The organism is Leptotrichia massiliensis, from assembly GCF_900104625.1.
Classification (GTDB): Bacteria; Fusobacteriota; Fusobacteriia; order Fusobacteriales; family Leptotrichiaceae; genus Leptotrichia; species Leptotrichia massiliensis.
The window spans coordinates 53,309-70,990 of record NZ_FNVZ01000004.1 but is presented as its reverse complement, the minus strand read 5'-3'; the positions used below and the strand labels follow the sequence as shown (position 1 = coordinate 70,990).

Here is a 17,682-nt window from a genome sequence, read left to right as displayed (position 1 = left end):
TTTCAAATTATTTTATTTATTTTTCTTTGTTAACGTTAATATCACATTAATAAAAATGATATTTTCCAATAGTATTTTACCACATTTTTTAAAGAATTTCACTATGAATTAAAAATTTTATTTAAAAATTTCTCCAGCTTCTTTGTACCATAAAACCAAGTCTAGCTCGTCCATTTTTATTTTAGAGAATTTTGAATATTCTTTCATTTTTTCTTCAATTTCATAGTATTTTTTTTCAGTTATTGTTTTAGGAATTTCGCTAATTACATTAAGTGCTTTGAGATTTCTTAGAATATGTCTATCCAAAATGGCAATATTTTCTCCAAACCCAAGATTTCTGAGCACATGGTTTGCTTCTTTTAATCCCATTCCTTTAATATTTTTCAAAATCCATTTTCTTTTTTCAAAAGTATCACCAATTTCTGATAATATTTTTTTTGGCTGTAATTTTCCATCTTTTGTCATCAGTTCTCGCAATTCTGCTAAATAACGTGATTTATTATTCTTAAATCTGACAATATTTAGAAATTCTACTATTTCTTCAGGATTCCCATTGTAAAGCAGTCCATTTTCCACCAAAGTTGTAATGGCTTGCCAAGCATTTTTTGCTTTTGACTGAGGTGTCAGAATACAAAATGCCATTTCTGCAAACACTTCTTTTTCTGTACCTTTCCAAGCCTTTTTATAGCCTTTTATAGCTTTTTCAATCCCTTCTTTTATTTCTTTATAAATTTTAAGAATTTCTTCGTGCTTTTCCTTATCAATTTTTTTACTAATTTCATTGTTTTCTATATTCTTTTTTTGTTTTTTTTCAGGCATAATTAAAATTCCTCGTTTTATTATTTTTTATTTTATTTCAGAAAAAAATTTCCAATTTCATCAATAGTTTCTTCTGATTCCTTGAGAGGTGCCAAAATCCAGTCGTGGCACAAATTTTCCCCAATTTTTATTTCCACACTTGTTCCAATCGCAACTTCAAGCATATCGCTTAATTTTAGGCAATCAGGATACAAAATTTCATTTGTTCCAAAAATTAGAAAAATTTCTCCAAGATTGTCCATATTTCCATAAATTGGCGAAATCATAGGATTTTTCACATCCAGTTCTCCTGCAAACTGCTTTCCTGTTATAATCAGTCCATTTAGTGGCAAGAGAGGATCTTTTTCTGCAAATTCCTCTATTTCCTCATTTGTCATTGAAACATCGACCCAAGGTGACATTAATGCAGTTTTCTTTGGAAATGGCAAATCTTCCTTATTTTTCAATATTTGTAAAAATGCAAGTGCCAAGCCACCGCCAGAAGAATCACCAAATAAGTAAAATTCATCATCTTTATATTTATTAGTTATATGTCTATAAGCCTCCATTAATACTCGATGAGCTTTGTCAACAGTATTTTCTGGAGCAAGCGGATAGTCAATGAATGTAACTTTTAAATGAAATTTTTTAACTAATTTTTCAATAATATTTTTGTGAGCTTTGACAGCGCGCATTACATAAGCCCCGCCATGTAGAAAAACAACATGCTTGTTATAGCTTTCTTCTGAAAAAACTGTCAAAACTTGGTATTCATCAATAAACTGTTCATCAAGAATAAGCGTTTTGTCAAAATTTTTTTTATTCAAAAAATCTGTATCCCTTCTTGGATTTAAAAAGTCTTTTTCCTTATATTTTTTCATATTCACCAATTTTGCGATTGGCACTGCAATATCTGATAATAAACTCATTTTTTCATTTTATTTTTTAAGAAAAATAATCAAACTCCTTTCTTAATTTTTTAAATTTGCTTAATTTGATCAATCAATTAACAAATTTTAAATTTATTATATGATTTCTGATAATTTTTGAACTATGATTCCTTCATTTTCTAATTTTTCACGTATTCTTCTTACAAAAAGCAAAGCTTTTTCACCATCACCGTGAACACAAATAGAATCAGCCTTTATTGGAATTTCTTTTCTTGTTATTGAAATTACCTTTTGTTCCTTTATCATTTTTATTACACGTTCTATTGCTTCGTTTTCATCGTGAATCATTGCTCCTTCCTTTGAACGTGCCACAAGGCTTCCATCTTCCTCATAAGCCCTATCTGCAAAAACTTCGCTCGCATATTTTAAATTTAAGTCTTTTGCAGCTTTTAAAGTTTCACTTCCAGAAAGTCCAAGAATGATAAGAGAATTGTCAAATTCAGCGACAGCTTCACAAATAGCCCTTGATAATTTATAATCTTTTGCAGCCATATTATACAAAGCTCCATGAGGTTTTACATGTTGCAGCTTTACACCTTCACTTTTGCAAAAAGCTCCTAAAGCTCCTAATTGATACAGCACATAAGCTTTCGCTTCGTCTATTGAAATTTTCATTTCACGTCGTCCAAATCCCATTAAGTCCAGAAATCCAGGATGAGCTCCTATTCCAATGTTATTTTTTTTAGCAGTTTCTATCGTTTTTTTCATAACGACAGGATCTCCTGCATGAAATCCGCAAGCCACATTAGTACTAGAAATAAGCGGAATAATCTTATCATCTCCTCCAATTTTATAATTACCGAAACTTTCTCCCAAATCACAGTTCAAATCCACTTTAAAAGCCATATTTTACCTCTTTTCATTTTTTATTTAAATTTTTAATAAAGCAATACATTTTCAATAAAACTTGTAGTTGCCTTTCCTTGACAGAAAACCTCGTTTCTCATAATTTGATATTGAAAATCTAAGTTAGTTTCTACACCCAAAATAACAGTTTCATTTAGTGCTGAACGCATTTTTTGGAGTGCCATTTCACGAGTTGGAGCGTGAACTATAATTTTAGCAATCATTGAATCATATTCAGTTGGTATTGTATAGCCTGTGTAAATGGCAGTGTCAACTCTTATTCCATTACCATCTGGTAAATGTATGTTTGTTATTTTTCCTGGACTTGGCATAAAGTTTTTTTCAGGAATTTCTGCATTTATACGGCATTCTATTGCATGCCCTCGTAATTGTATATCTTCCTGTGTGAAACTTAATTTTTCATTCATTGCTACTCTAATCTGTTCAATTATCAAATCCGTTCCTGTCACCATTTCAGTAACTCCGTGTTCTACTTGAATTCGTGTATTCATTTCCATAAAGTAATATGAACCATCTGCTCCCATTATAAATTCTATGGTTCCAGCATTTGTGTAATTTACTGCTTTTGCTGCTAGAATAGCATATTTATTTAGTGCTTCCCGAGTTTCTGGAGAAATTGCAGGAGATGGTGATTCTTCTACTAATTTTTGATGATTTCTCTGAACAGAGCAGTCCCTTTCCCCAAGAGCCACTACATTCCCAAAATTATCAGCAATTACTTGAATTTCTATATGTCTTGGATCTTCTATAAATTTTTCAATGTACATAGTATCGTCACCAAACGCATTTATGGATTCCCGCTGAGCTACATTAAATAAAAATTCAAAACCGTTTCTATCCTTTACAACACGCATCCCTTTTCCGCCACCACCAGAAGAAGCCTTTACCATAACAGGGTAGCCGATGTTTTCAGCAGCTTTCATTCCAGATTCTACATCATAAATAGGTTCTTTTGTTCCTGGTACAACTGGGACTCCAGCATCCATCATTGTTTTTCTAGCCTGAGATTTATTCCCCATTCTATCAATAACTTTAGCCGTTGGACCAATAAAATTTATTCCATTTTCTTCACACATTTTTACAAACTCTGAATTTTCCGATAAAAAGCCGTATCCAGGATGAATTGCATCTGCTCCCACATTCAAGGCAGCCGTAATGATACTTTCCTTATTCAAATAACTATTTCTTGCAGGTCCTTCTCCAATGCAAATACTTTGATCAGCCAATTTTATATGAAGACTATCCTTATCTTCCTTTGAGTAAATTGCAACACTCAAAATTCCCATGTTTCTACAGGCTCTAATAATTCTAACCGCAATTTCCCCACGATTTGCAATTAATACTTTTTTTATCATAAATATATCCCCTTTCTCTTTTTTTATTTTAAAATGATTTTGTTATAGTTGATTCTGTTCAATATTATAATTTTATATGACATTAATACTTAAATATTAAGATTAATGATTTTTAATTAAAATTGATAAAAGTTATTTTTGGTAGTAAATATTTTTTCTGCTTTTTTATGTTTTATCTTTTTTATAAAGCAAAGGGGAACAGTCGCCATCCCCTTTGCAAACCCGGCTTGTCTAAGAATTTTTCTGAAATAAAAACGAAACTCGCTACGTAAAACTTCGCTCAAACAATCGTTTTTATTCCAAAAAAATCACGACAATTTTAGTTTAATTAATTCAAATGATAAGTAAAATTTCGTTAAAGAAAAAATAACAATTTGAGCTTTTTTGAGTAAAATTGAAACTATATTTAGTTAATGGTATCAAAATAATCTAAAAATAAGAAACTGATAAATAAAAATCAAGATTAAAAAAATTATTAATCTGAATAATTAAGGATAAAATTTAGTAATTTAATAAAAATAAAAGTAGTAATAAATTAGATTCTTTAAGCAGCAGATTTTTTTGAATATAATACATTATATTTTATTCAATAAATTTTATTTTATCTTCAATTTCTGCATAACGCTCTTTTCCAATAATCTTTTCTAAATCGACATTCGATCTTATGTTATTTTTTTCAATTTCAGGAAGTAATTTTTTTATTTCCTTATTTGTAAATCCTATTTTTTTTAATTCTTTTTCATTTAACTTGTTAATGTTGTATTTTGTAATTTCACGTCCATAATTTTTGGTTGAATCCTGAATTTTTTCATTATCTACAAACAAAAATTTTTGTGCGATTTCCAAGCCAGACTTTCCAAATCCTGAAATATTTTTTACTTCATTAATATCTTTAATAATACCAACTTCATCTCTATATTTTATAAATCTTTCAGCTTTATTTTTATTAATTCCTAATTTTAGCAAATCTTTGTATTCAATATTATTAATATCAAATTTCACATTACTTTTTGTTAAATCGGTATCTTTTTTAGCCTTTTCCTTTTTATAATTTTTTTCCTTACTAATTTCAATTTTAGGAATATTTTTGTCTTCAATTAAAAGTCTTAAAAAATTTCCCGCAATTAACAGCATTATAAAAATAATGACATATTTTATTTTCATAATAACCCCCCTTTTGATTATATTCTACTTAATATTTTCCCCCAAATCTGCCACTTAAATAAAATAACTTATATTTTATGACAAATTATATCACATTGACTTGTTATTTAATAGATAAAAAAATTAAAATTTGAATTTTATCATTCTGTAATCATTAAACAAAATTTTTACTTATTTAATTAAGTTATTTTCTTAATTACTTATTTTTTAGAATATTTTAATTAATTATTATTTTTTTATTTATAATTCTAAATCTTTTTTGACGTAAGGGCATCAAACGCCATGCCCTTACAACCCCCGCTTTACGCAAAACTTTCTTATATAAGAAAAATAGAACTCGCTTTTGAATATAAATAATTTTAATTCAAACAATCTTATCTAATTTAAAATTTGTTCCAAAAGCTCAAACAGCTATTTTTCTTCTAACGAAATTTTGCTTGGAATTTATTTTAATAAGATTATCTTTTGTAATTATACTAAAATAAATTCCAAGTATTAGTTATATTAAACTCTATTTAAATAACGGATTTACTATAAATTTTTCTAATGATGAATAAAAACCTAGTATTTTCAAATAATCAAAATATAATTTTTTAGTTTTAATAAACCGACGGAGCTTTTATTTGCTCAACTACGATTGTTTGACGACAGGAAGGAGGAGTTTCGGAGTTGAGCAAATAAAAGTCGTAGTCTAGCCATAGGTCCAGGATTTGCGGCAATGAGCAATCCTGCGAAAATAAAAAAGAAATAATATATAAAAAATTTAGAAAATAACTTTATTGAGTTTTTTGAAGTAGAAAACAAGAAAATAAAATAATTTTCTCATTTTTTTTTAATAAAAATATGGTATCATTATTATGAAATAAATGATTTATTGAATTTTAAAGAAGAAATTGAAATATGATAAGAGGTGATTTTTATGAAAAAGATTAAAGAAAATGTAAAGAAACTTCTTTTGCATTTTAAAAGTGGGGTTGAGAGATTTCCAATAACGATTATTTTAGCTTTTCTGCACTTTATTACAGGAATATACATAGCTGAAGTTAGGAGTTTTCAGTCTGATGAATTTGTTGAAGTTAATCTTCTTTTGTTTGGAAGTATTTTTATTACAGCAATGTGTGAGATGCTTTATGAAAAATATTTTTATAAGCAAAATAGATGGTTAGTTAGAGGTATTTATTCGGTTATAACATTTGCTGTATCAATTATTGTTTTTGTAGAGTATTTACGAACTAGTGATTATTACAATATTTATTATTTTACATTGATTCCGATTTCAATAGTTCTGTTTTTATTAATTCCTATTTTGAAAAAAAAGGAGAATAAAGAAAAATATTTACAGTCAGTATTTTCAAATTTCGTTATAACTGGTATTTTTGCGGGAGTTCTTTGGATTGGTGTTGAAATAATACTGACAACAGTAAATTATTTGTTTTTTTATTCTGGCGATAGTTTATTTTTTAGACTGACTACGTATTCTTTTTGGTTTATAACTGAAGTATTTGGAGCATCATTGTTTTTATCTTTATTGAAAAAACCAGATGATAATCTTGAAAATTATGAATTTCCATTTATTTTTAATTTATTGATTAAATTTGTAATTATTCCATTAATTATTATTTATACAGGTGTTTTATATATTTATATGATGAAGGTTCTTATATCCATGCATTTGCCAAAAGGATTAATTTCTCACCTTGTACTTTGGTACACAGCATTTAGTGTCGCTGTTATGATTTTAATAACGCCATTTACACAGAAAGATAAATTTTTTGAGAACTTTAAGAAGTATTTTCCATATTTTTCGATACCCTTAATTTTTGCTTCACTATTTGCAGTTTTTCAAAGAACGTATCAATATGGAATTACAGAGAATCGGTATTATGTACTAATTTCAATATTCTGGCTACTTTTCTGCATGATTTTATATATTAGAAAAATGAATATTACAGGAATTTTCATAAGCTTAATTACCTGTTTAGTCATTTCGGTTTATACTCCGCTTAGTGCCAAAAATATAAGTAATTTTAGTCAAAGTCAAAGATTAAAAAGAATGCTTGTAAAATACGGAGCTTTAAAAGATGGAAAAATTTCTAAAATTACACAAAAATTGAATAATAGTGAAGGAAGTCAAATTTATACAACGCTTCAATATATATCTGACAACAGCACTATTGCAAAATTAAATTTCAAAAATGAAAAAGGTGAAGTTTATTCGACTCTTGGAGATTTGGAAAAAGGGCTGGATGTGAAAGAGTCATGGAAAGATTATTATTACAGAAGTGATGATGAAGGAAATTATGAAGAACGGAAAGTTGTCACATATAAAGTAAAAAATAGTGAAAATGCTGAAATTATATCTGATATAGCAGGTTACGATAATTTTATATCTTACAAGAATGTTTATAATGAAGATCCGATAAATCAGGAAAATGAATCTGAAAAATATAAAATTATTTTAAAAAATAAAACAATCACAATAAACAGTAAAGATGGAGCAGAACTTGCTAAAATAAACTACGAAGATGCAGTAAAACAAATAGCATCCAAATTAAGAACTTCAAAATTACCAGTTACAAATGATACAGTATACGAAGTTCCACAAAAGGATTTGGAATATATTGGAACAATAGGAAAAATTAATTATAAGATTTCTTTAAGAAGTATTAATGAGGAAATAATAAATGGAAAACCAAAAGATTTGTATTATGAAGAATTTGATTTTATGTTTTCTGAGAAAAAATAATTACTAAAGAATGAAAGTAGAAAATCAGAATCCTATTGAAAATAAAGCCAAAGTTGATTTAAAAGTTATAAGTTTGATTTCGGTTTTTGTGAAAGGAGAAAAATGACACTGAGAAAAAAGTTTATATTAATAAATTTTTCTGTTACAATATTTGTATTATTAATTGTATTTATTTTGTGGTTACGAATGCAACACTCAATTTTTAACTATTTATTGATTATTTCATTAATCTTGGTATTTGAATTTCTGAAAATAGACAAAAGAATGTATATGTACTTTTATCAAAAATATATGAATATATTAAATGAAGAACTTGATCCTGAAAAATTTATAGAAATTACGCAAAATGAATATGACAGAAATAAAAATAGACGGTATAGAAATTATATGAAACTGAATCTTTGTGCTGGATATTCTTCACTAGGAAAAGTAGAAGAAGCGTATCAAAATTTAAAAGATATAGATTTATCTAAAAAATCATTATTCAGGGAACAGGATAAAATCCTGTATTACTATAACGAAGCGCTGTTATTGCATGGACTCGAAAGAAAAGAAGAGGCAATAGTGATTTACAAAGAAAAAGTTTTAAAAATGATGGAGAAATTTAAAACTAAAAAAGGACTTGATGAAACAAATGCTATGATTGAATTCTTAAATGGAATTTTATTTTATGAAAATGATACCACAAAAATGATAGAAATTTTATCAGAAACATTAAAAAAATTAAGTGTTAAACGTCAGGTTTTAGTAATTAAACATTTATTGGCAAATCATAAGTCAAAAGCAGGAGAGATAGAAGAAGCAAGAAAATTATATGAAGAAGTTATCAAAAATGGGAATAAGTTATATATTGTAGAAGAGGCAAAAGAAAAGTTGAATAAAATGTAAGTATAAAAAAATAAATCGGAATATATTCAAAATATTGATTAATTCCGATTTTTTGTTGATTTAAATATTTTTAACTATGTTATGATTTTTTTTATTTGAATATTAAAACAGTTTTTCTGCCACTTCTATATTTTTTACAAAACACACCTTCCCATCTTCTTTATATTCCAAAAGCATTGGATAAATTTCCACTCCATTTTTTATCGCTTCGTAAAAAGTTTCTGAGAAGTCACTATCGATGATATGTTCAGGTGCAAAAATTTCTGATTTTCTAAAAATTAAAATAAAGACAGCCGTCCTAAATCCCTCTTTTTTAAGTTCTATGAGTTCCTTCAGATGTTTTAAGGCACGCACAGAAGGAGAGCCAGGAAATTGAGCAGTTTTTACATTTACCAAAGTACAGCCTTTTACTTCGACATAAATTTTATCCTTTTCAGTTTCCAGATAAAAATCCAGCTTGCTGTTATTATGCTTAATTTCGGGCTTTATATACAAAAGCTTTCCAAATGGGGAAATTTGTGCATTGTTAAATATAGATTCTGTAATATAGCGATGAAAGGCTGTATTAATAAGTATAATTTCTCCATGAACCTTTACTGCGATAACATCCCATCTAGTTTTTCGATTCTCATTATTAGCCTTTTTTATAAGCAGTTCAGCCCTGTCAATCAATAATTCTGTTAGCCTGCCTGTATCATGCAGATGTGCAAAATCTTCCCCAGAATAGTCTTCATTTTTACAGTTGCTTTTAAATTCAAATCTGACTGTAAATCGGGTAACCCTTTCTTTAAAATTTACAATTTTATCATAATTTATTGTATAAAGAATTTTATTTTTTTTCATTTATCTTTCCTCTTTAAGTAGTTATGATTTTAGAATATCACATTTAAAATAAATAAACAAGAAAATTTTATGACTATTAATAAAGTAAAAAATATGTGATATAATAAATGATAATTTAAAAAATAGGTTTAATAAAAAGAAAGGAAAATATTATGTTTGCAGATATTATTAAAGTATTTATTTTAAGCCTTGTGGAAGGGCTTACAGAATTTATACCTGTCAGCAGCACAGGGCATATGATTATTGTGGATCAGTTTTTGCAGCTTTCACAAAATGAGGAGTTTGCCAATGCATTTAAGATAATTATACAGCTGGGGGCGATTTTATCGGTAGTTGTATATTATTGGAAAAGAATTGTTCCATTTGCAAAAGGGCTTAGCAAGAGTCAGAGGGCTGATATTATTCAGATGTGGATAAAAATAGTAATTGCAGTGCTTCCTGCAGTTGTGCTGGGACTTTTGTTTGACGATATTATTGATAAAGTGCTGTTTAATTCGGTAGTTGTGGCAATAATGCTGGTTATTTATGGAGTTATACTTATTTGGCTTGAATCTAGGGAGAAAAAGAAAGGCGGAATTACTTCAATTACTCAGATGTCAGTAAAAACTGCAATTGGAGTAGGGCTGTTTCAATGTCTTGCGATGATTCCTGGAACTTCGAGATCGGCTGCTACAATTATTGGTGGAGTTTTGCTTGGATTAAATAGAGTTTTAGCAACGGAATTTTCATTTTTTCTTGCGATTCCGACAATGCTTGGGGCGACACTTTTGAAACTAGTGAAACTTGGTACAGCTTTAAGCGGATATGAATGGTTTTTAATTGCATTAGGTTTTGTGCTGTCGTTTGTATTTGCGTATGCTGTGATAAAAGTATTTATGAATTACATTAAAAAGCACGATTTCAAGATATTTGGATATTATCGGATTGTTCTTGGGATAGTTGTGCTGTTATTATACTTTATGGGAGTTATAAAATAGATGATAAGAGCGAATATTGAGATTAATCAGAACAAACTTGAGGAATTTATGCGTGTGCTTTTACCTAAGCACTATGATATTCTTTTTGAAAATAGTGAAAATGATGTGGAAATTAGTGTTAATTTTAGAAAAAATCAAGATGTGGAAAACTTTGACAATGATTGTGGAAAACTAAAAGATTCAGAAAGGGATAATACAGAAACAATTACTGTAAATACAGCATTAATTGATAATAAAAATGGAAAAATTTTAAAAGAAGTAACATTTTCACATAAGAAAGTCAATGAAGAATATTTTGATCAGGCAGAAGTTATGGCAAAAAGTTCCTTAATGAAACTTTTTGATAAAAAAAATGAATATAAATGGGGTATTTTAATAGGAGTACGTCCTACAAAGATTGTAGGGCGTTTTTTAAAGATGGGATTATCTTATAATGAAATTAACGAAATATTGGAAAAAATATATCTTGTAAGCAATGAAAAAAGAAAACTTCTGCTAGACATTGTAAAACGTCAAGAGCCATATCTGGACAAAGAAACAATAGGAATTTATATCGGAATCGCTTTTTGCCCTACAAAATGTTCATACTGTTCATTCCCAGCCTATCTGCTACGTGGAAAATATGCAGAGCGATATGATGAATACATAGGGTCTATTTATCACGAAATCCGTGAAATTGGTCAATTAACACAGGAATTAGGCTTAAAAATTAATACGATTTATATTGGTGGAGGAACGCCTTCAATTTTAACGGCGAAAGAAATTGACAAATTGCTAAAAACAGTAAAAGAAAACTATAATTTAGATTATTTAAAGGAATTTACATTTGAAGCTGGAAGAATTGATACGCTGGATGAAGAAAAATTAGCTATTATCAAAAGCTATGGAATAAATAAAATTAGTATAAATCCGCAGTCTTTTAATGAAAAAACTTTAAAACTTGTAAATCGTTATCACGATAGGGAGCAATTTGATAATGTTTACAAATTTGCTAAAAATTTTGGATTGGAAATAAATATGGACTTGATTTTAGGCTTGCCACGTGAAACTACAGAAGATATTTTGTACACAATGGAAGAAATTTCCAAATACGATATGGAAAATCTGACAATTCACAATTTGGCAATAAAAAATTCCAGCCGTCTTAACAAAGAAAATTATGCTCATGAAGACATACTGAATTATGAAAAAATTTACGAGAAAATTGAAAATATAACTCAAAATAAAGGGCTTTTTCCATATTATATGTATCGTCAGAAAAATAGCTTTCAATGGGGAGAAAATCTAGGTTATTCTTTAAATGGAAGTGAATCAATTTACAACATCGAAATGATTGAGGAAAATAAGACGATTATTGGAATTGGGGCGGGAGCGATTACAAAACTTATCTGGTTTGACAAAGAAAAAAATCGAGATAATATAAAAAGACTTGTAAATCCCAAAGATCCACTCGTGTGGATGAATGAACTGGAAGATCGGCTGGAACATAAAAAATCTGAAATTCAGAAGTTATTTGAAAAATAAATATTTTTTAAAGAGAGAACGATAACAGTTTTCTCTTTTTTTATTTTGAAATATTATAAGATACAAAAATAATTGAACATTTTGAAATTTATTAGTATCTATTTTTCTTTAAATAATAGGGGTTTATAGATAATATTTCATAATATATTTTAAATTCATTTAATTTTAAATTAATATATATGAAATTAATAAAAGTCAATGTTTACGGGTTACTTTTGAAAAGTAAAAAAACAAAAAATGTCGTCTAAAAAAATGAACTCATAATTGTTATTATGGAAATGTTTGTAGTTATTATTATTGCTACAAAGTTAAGAATTATGGGGTGAAAGTAGGCAGTGGAAATTGACTTTAATGAGAGTGATTTGTTAAAAGAAGTTTTAAATTTTAAAATTGCAAGTAGAAAGTATTTGGAAGAAAAATATGGATTTAAAAGATTGGATTATACTATTGAAAATATAAATGATTTTTTAAGAAACAACAATAATGGAATAATACACAAAACTAAACACTATTTATATTATTTTGGAAAATATGATGAAAAAATATTTAAAATAGAAGATAGAAACATAAACATGAAAATGTTGTTTAGAAGGGAACTTATTTCAATTATTGTATTATTTAAAAAAGAAAAATTAAATATTTATCAATTTAATAAACAAATAAATCGAACACAGGAAAATACAAAAAATATACAAAATGATTTGAAGCAGATATTAAAAAATTTTAATATCAAATATTCAGAATATATGAAATGCGAAAGTATTGAAAAATTATTTAAAGAAAAAAATTATAATATAAAAGAAATAGGTGAAGGTTATTTGAAGGAAATTTTATCTAAAAGATTAGAAAAAATTTATCTTGGAAAAAGTACGTATCAAGAAAATTTTTATTTTAAATTACTTAATGACATTTTGGGTCTTAAAAATATCAAGTACATCAAAAAAGTACTTTTTTCATACATAGAAACATATACCAATATAATTTCAACAGATGAAAAATACAGTATGTTAACATATTTAATTTCTAATATAAAAAATGATAATCTAAAAAGTAGATTCAATATAAAAAGAAATAAGGAAAATGAAGAATATTTTTTTATACTAAATAAAATTTTTAAAAAAGAAAAAATAGAAATGAATCTAAAATTTGCAACAATGTTTTATAAAAAGTTACATAAAAAAAGAGAAAATTATAAAAAAGTGATGTATGAAATTAATGGTGAATTGTCATTTGATGAAACTGTAAAAATAAAAAATATAAATTTTGAAAATAAAAATATTGAAAAAATAAATAATCAAGATAAAATAAAAATTTATAACATTGCAGAATCATCAGTACATTTTGAAAATGAAAATTTATTGAATAAACAAATAATAAAACAGTATATTCAGTCTGACAAAATTCCTAAAATCTCAACATTAGTATTAATAGACTTGGAAGAAAAAGAAATTTTAAGAACATATAATAAAATAAAAAAACTTTTTAATTTTATAAATATAGTAAAAGTAGAACATTTAGTATCATTTAAAAAAATAATTTCTAAAATCAGCAATGATTATGAACAAATTCTCTTAATTTCGAGTTCAAAATTTGTGAATACAATAAAAAATTTTTCAGATATACCAATTTATCATTTTGAAATAGAAAAAGAAAAAGGAGCACTGAAAAATCGGATTCATTTTCTAAAACAAATGATATATTTGAGAACAATGATGTTACAACATCTAGAATTTAAAAAAGAAAGAAAAATATTTCCTAAAAAGATTAAAAATTAAAAATAAAATTAAAATAATTGGGTGCATTTGAAAAAAAAGAATAAAAAATAGTAATAAACCTTCTAAAAATAACAAGTTATTTTTTTCACTATAGAACAGAAGTTTTATAGATTTTTGTTAGAAAAAAAATATTAAAAAATTTTATAAAATATATTTGCTTTTAAAAATTTTTTGAGGTATAATAAGACATAGAGTGAGAACAATATTATAATGATTACAAAACAAAGCAAATAAATAAAAAAATTGAAAGGATGTGTTGTTAAATAATGAACGCATGGAGAGGATTTAAAGAAGGAAACTGGAAAGACAACATTGATGTTACAGAATTTATCAGATTGAATTACACTGAGTACTTGGGAGACGACAGCTTTTTGGAAGGACCAACAGAAGCTACTACTGAATTGTGGAAAAGTCTTTCAGAAAAATTCAAGGTAGAAAGGGAAAAAGGTATTTATGATGCAGAAACTAAAATACCTTCACAAATTGACGCTTATGGAGCAGGATACATCAATAAGGATTTGGAACAAATCGTAGGATTGCAAACTGACGCTCCTTTAAAAAGAGCAATTTTCCCAAATGGTGGATTGAGAATGGTAAAAAACAGTTTGGAAGCATTTGGATATGAACTAGATCCCCAAACTGAAGAAATTTTTACTAAATATAGAAAAACTCATAATGATGGAGTTTTCTCAGCATATACTGATCAAATCAGAAAAGCAAGAAAAACAGGAATTATAACTGGACTTCCAGATGCTTACGGACGTGGAAGAATTATTGGAGATTATAGAAGAGTTGTACTTTATGGAGTGGACAGACTAATTGCTGATAGACAAAATCAATTGAAAAATATGGATCCAGCTGAAATGACAGAAGATGTAATAAGACTTAGAGAAGAAATTTTTGAACAAATTAAAGCATTACATGCACTAAAAAGAATGGCTGAAGCTTATGGATTTGACATTTCACAACCTGCAACTAATGGTAAGGAAGCAGTACAATGGTTATATTTTGCATACTTAGCTGCTACAAAAGATCAAAATGGAGCTGCAATGAGTATCGGAAGAACTTCTACATTCTTAGATATTTTCTTGGAAAGAGATTTGCAAGAAGGAACTTTGACTGAAAAAGAAGCTCAAGAAATTATGGATCACTTTGTTATGAAATTAAGAATAATCAGATTCTTAAGAACACCTGAATATGATGCATTATTCTCAGGAGATCCAGTTTGGGTAACTGAATCAATCGGTGGTATTGGAGAAGACGGAAGATCATTAGTTACTAAAAACTCATTCAGAATTTTACATACATTGTACAACATGGGAACTTCGCCTGAACCAAACTTAACAGTTTTATGGAGTGAACAATTACCTGAAACTTGGAAAAAATTCTGTGCTAAAGTATCAATTGATACATCATCAGTACAATATGAAAATGACGATATTATGAGACCACAATTTGGTAATGACTATGGAATCGCTTGTTGCGTATCTCCAATGACTATTGGACACCAAATGCAATTCTTTGGAGCGAGAGTAAACTTGCCAAAAGCATTATTGTATGCAATTAATGGTGGAAAAGATGAAAAATTAAAAATACAAGTAACTCCAGAAGGGCAATTTGAGCCAATTAAGAGCGAATATCTTGAATTTGATGAAGTATGGGAAAAACTTGATAAAGTATTAGACTGGTTAGCTTCAACTTATGTTAAATCATTGAATATTATTCACTATATGCATGATAAATATTCTTATGAAGCATTAGAAATGGCATTGCATGATGTTCATATCAGAAGAACAGAAGCATTTGGAATTGCAGGGTTATCAATCATTGCAGATTCATTGGCAGCTATCAAATATGGTAAAGTAAAAGTTGTAAGAGATGAAGAAGGGGACGCAGTTGACTATATCAATGAAAAAGACTATGTTCCATTCGGAAATAATGACGATGCGACAGATCAGTTTGCAGTAGACATTACAAGAAGATTTATGAACAAATTAAGAACTCATAAAATGTACAGAGATGCAACTCCAACACAATCTGTGTTAACAATTACTTCAAACGTAGTATATGGTAAGAAAACAGGAAATACTCCTGATGGAAGAAGAGCTGGAGCACCATTTGGGCCAGGAGCAAACCCTATGCACGGAAGAGATACAAGAGGAGCTGTTGCTTCACTTGCCTCAGTAGCTAAAATTCCGTTTGAAGATGCAAACGATGGAATTTCTTACACATTTGCAATTACACCAGAAACATTAGGTAAAAATTCAAATGAAAAACAAACTAACCTAGTTGGATTAATGGATGGATACTTCAATCAAACAGGACATCACTTGAATGTAAACGTATTTGGAAGAGAATTGCTGGAAGATGCAATGGAACATCCTGAAAATTATCCTCAATTAACAATCAGAGTTTCTGGATATGCAGTAAACTTTGTTAAATTGACTAAAGAACAACAATTAGATGTAATTAACAGAACAATCTCAAGTAAAATGTAATTGAAAATTGATAAAAATCTGAAAATTAACTGGTAATTTTCAACTAATATGAGCAATGTCGCATAGTTTCATAAAATATGAGTTATGCGGCATTCTTTTCTATTGTATGATAATTTATATTAAACTCCATTTAAAAATGGGAATAAATTTTTATAATAGGGTTGTTTGATAGTCAATTCATAAGCATTTAACTAAATTATTTTTTATTATTTTTTAGATATTTTGATTAATAAATATTTTTTCATATTACTATGTTTTTTCATTTTTATTTTCGTAGGATTGCTCATTGCCGCAAATCCTACAACCTATGGCTAGTCTACGACATTTCTCTGTACTGACAAAAAACTCGCTATGCTCAAACAGTTTTGTCAGCACAGAAAAATGCTCCGACAGATTAGTTTATACTAGACTATGTTTAAAAAAATGAAAATAATATAGTATTAAATTCCACTAGGAAATAGTATAAAATAAAATTTAAGTTATCGAATAATTTATTGAATAAAAAAAGAAAGAGAGAAATTAATATGGAAGTGAAAGGGTATATACATTCGTTTGAATCATTTGGGACTAAAGATGGACCAGGAATTAGATTTGTGTTATTTTTACAGGGGTGTCCGCTTAGATGTCTGTATTGCCATAATGTTGATACTTGGGAAATTAAAGATAAAAAGATGGTGATGACTGCACAGGAAGTCATGAAGGAGATTCTGAAAGTAAAAGGATTCATAAAGACTGGAGGAGTTACAGTTTCTGGGGGTGAGCCTTTGATGCAGCCTGAATTTTTGATGGAGCTGTTTAAGCTTTGTCGTGAAAATGGTATTCAAACGGCACTTGATACATCTGGATATATTTTTTCTGATAAGGCGAAACAGGTGCTTGAGCTTGTTGATATGGTTCTGCTTGATATTAAGCATATAAATCCTGAAAAATATAAAATATTAACCTCAGTAGAACTTGACAATACATTAAAATTTGCAAAGTATTTGAATGAAATTAATAAGCCGACTTGGTTAAGATATGTACTAGTTCCAGGGTATTCTGACGATGAAAATGATTTGCATGAGTGGGCAAAGTTTACTTCTCAGTTAACGAATGTGGAAAGAGTGGATGTTTTACCATTTCACCAAATGGGGCAGTATAAATGGGAAAAGGTTGGAAAAGAATATAAATTAAAAGATACACCGACACCAACGAGAGAATTAGTTGAAAAAGCTGAAGAAATTTTTAAGTCTTATGGATTAAAATTGCTGGGTAAATAAAATTAAGGGAATTGGTTCTAGCTTTACTTAGAATCAGT

13 protein-coding genes are annotated in these 17,682 nt (G+C 27.9%); 7 read left to right on the top strand and 6 right to left on the bottom strand.

Features of this window, described 5'->3' with window-relative positions; genetic code table 11:
• Positions 1–117: 117 nt before the first annotated feature.
• The 5 genes from BQ5344_RS01645 to BQ5344_RS01625 form a co-directional block, all read right to left on the bottom strand.
• Positions 118–819, bottom strand: a complete 702-nt coding sequence (locus BQ5344_RS01645) for an N-glycosylase/DNA lyase (protein ID WP_021769070.1) — start codon at positions 817–819, stop codon at positions 118–120.
• 32 nt (positions 820–851) lie between these two features.
• Positions 852–1,727, bottom strand: a complete 876-nt coding sequence (locus BQ5344_RS01640; RefSeq protein WP_071123911.1) for an alpha/beta hydrolase fold domain-containing protein — start codon at positions 1,725–1,727, stop codon at positions 852–854.
• A gap of 96 nt (positions 1,728–1,823) precedes the next feature.
• Positions 1,824–2,594, bottom strand: a complete 771-nt coding sequence (locus BQ5344_RS01635) for a LamB/YcsF family protein (protein ID WP_071123910.1) — start codon at positions 2,592–2,594, stop codon at positions 1,824–1,826.
• A 32-nt stretch (positions 2,595–2,626) separates the two neighbouring features.
• The gene (gene accC, locus BQ5344_RS01630; RefSeq protein WP_071123909.1) at positions 2,627–3,970 is read right to left on the bottom strand and encodes an acetyl-CoA carboxylase biotin carboxylase subunit; all 1,344 of its coding nucleotides are present in this window, start codon (positions 3,968–3,970) and stop codon (positions 2,627–2,629) included.
• Positions 3,971–4,552: 582 nt separating this feature from the next.
• A complete protein-coding gene (locus tag BQ5344_RS01625) occupies positions 4,553–5,134 on the bottom strand; it encodes a helix-hairpin-helix domain-containing protein (RefSeq protein WP_071123908.1) in 582 nt (193 codons plus the stop codon).
• A gap of 919 nt (positions 5,135–6,053) precedes the next feature.
• On the opposite strand from BQ5344_RS01625, the gene BQ5344_RS01620 reads away from it, so the two are divergent.
• Together BQ5344_RS01620 and BQ5344_RS01615 are read left to right on the top strand one after the other, a co-directional pair.
• Positions 6,054–7,880, top strand: coding sequence for a DUF4153 domain-containing protein (locus BQ5344_RS01620; RefSeq protein ID WP_071123907.1), 1,827 nt, complete (start codon positions 6,054–6,056; stop codon positions 7,878–7,880).
• Between the two features lie 102 nt (positions 7,881–7,982).
• Complete coding sequence (locus BQ5344_RS01615; protein WP_235846091.1) at positions 7,983–8,768, top strand: hypothetical protein; 786 nt, start codon at positions 7,983–7,985, stop codon at positions 8,766–8,768.
• 102 nt (positions 8,769–8,870) lie between these two features.
• Here the strand turns inward: BQ5344_RS01615 and sfsA are convergent, their stop codons facing one another.
• The gene (sfsA, locus tag BQ5344_RS01610; RefSeq protein WP_071123906.1) at positions 8,871–9,611 is read right to left on the bottom strand and encodes a DNA/RNA nuclease SfsA; all 741 of its coding nucleotides are present in this window, start codon (positions 9,609–9,611) and stop codon (positions 8,871–8,873) included.
• 152 nt (positions 9,612–9,763) lie between these two features.
• Between sfsA and BQ5344_RS01605 the strand changes: the two genes are divergently transcribed.
• The 5 genes from BQ5344_RS01605 (at position 9,764) to pflA (ending at position 17,644) form a co-directional block, all read left to right on the top strand.
• Positions 9,764–10,588 carry an undecaprenyl-diphosphate phosphatase gene (locus BQ5344_RS01605; protein ID WP_071123905.1) on the top strand — a complete coding sequence of 275 codons (825 nt, stop codon included), beginning with the start codon at positions 9,764–9,766 and terminating at the stop codon, positions 10,586–10,588.
• Positions 10,589–12,112, top strand: a complete 1,524-nt coding sequence (locus tag BQ5344_RS01600; protein WP_071123904.1) for a coproporphyrinogen III oxidase — start codon at positions 10,589–10,591, stop codon at positions 12,110–12,112.
• 335 nt (positions 12,113–12,447) lie between these two features.
• Positions 12,448–13,887: a hypothetical protein gene (locus tag BQ5344_RS01595; RefSeq protein ID WP_071123903.1), complete on the top strand. Its 1,440-nt coding sequence runs from the start codon at positions 12,448–12,450 to the stop codon at positions 13,885–13,887.
• A gap of 266 nt (positions 13,888–14,153) precedes the next feature.
• Positions 14,154–16,385 carry a formate C-acetyltransferase gene (gene pflB, locus BQ5344_RS01590; protein WP_021769938.1) on the top strand — a complete coding sequence of 744 codons (2,232 nt, stop codon included), beginning with the start codon at positions 14,154–14,156 and terminating at the stop codon, positions 16,383–16,385.
• 530 nt (positions 16,386–16,915) lie between these two features.
• The gene (gene pflA, locus BQ5344_RS01585; protein ID WP_071124249.1) at positions 16,916–17,644 is read left to right on the top strand and encodes a pyruvate formate-lyase-activating protein; all 729 of its coding nucleotides are present in this window, start codon (positions 16,916–16,918) and stop codon (positions 17,642–17,644) included.
• The last annotated feature ends 38 nt before the right edge of the window (positions 17,645–17,682 follow it).

Coding starts and splice junctions, on each gene's coding strand:
- sfsA (WP_071123906.1), bottom strand. CDS start 9,611: ATGAAAAAAAATAAAATTCTTTATACAATAAATTATGATAAAATTGTA.
- BQ5344_RS01620 (WP_071123907.1), top strand. CDS start 6,054: ATGAAAAAGATTAAAGAAAATGTAAAGAAACTTCTTTTGCATTTTAAA.
- BQ5344_RS01605 (WP_071123905.1), top strand. CDS start 9,764: ATGTTTGCAGATATTATTAAAGTATTTATTTTAAGCCTTGTGGAAGGG.
- accC (WP_071123909.1), bottom strand. CDS start 3,970: ATGATAAAAAAAGTATTAATTGCAAATCGTGGGGAAATTGCGGTTAGA.
- BQ5344_RS01615 (WP_235846091.1), top strand. CDS start 7,983: ATGACACTGAGAAAAAAGTTTATATTAATAAATTTTTCTGTTACAATA.
- BQ5344_RS01640 (WP_071123911.1), bottom strand. CDS start 1,727: ATGAGTTTATTATCAGATATTGCAGTGCCAATCGCAAAATTGGTGAAT.
- BQ5344_RS01645 (WP_021769070.1), bottom strand. CDS start 819: ATGCCTGAAAAAAAACAAAAAAAGAATATAGAAAACAATGAAATTAGT.
- BQ5344_RS01625 (WP_071123908.1), bottom strand. CDS start 5,134: ATGAAAATAAAATATGTCATTATTTTTATAATGCTGTTAATTGCGGGA.
- BQ5344_RS01600 (WP_071123904.1), top strand. CDS start 10,589: ATGATAAGAGCGAATATTGAGATTAATCAGAACAAACTTGAGGAATTT.
- pflB (WP_021769938.1), top strand. CDS start 14,154: ATGAACGCATGGAGAGGATTTAAAGAAGGAAACTGGAAAGACAACATT.
- BQ5344_RS01635 (WP_071123910.1), bottom strand. CDS start 2,594: ATGGCTTTTAAAGTGGATTTGAACTGTGATTTGGGAGAAAGTTTCGGT.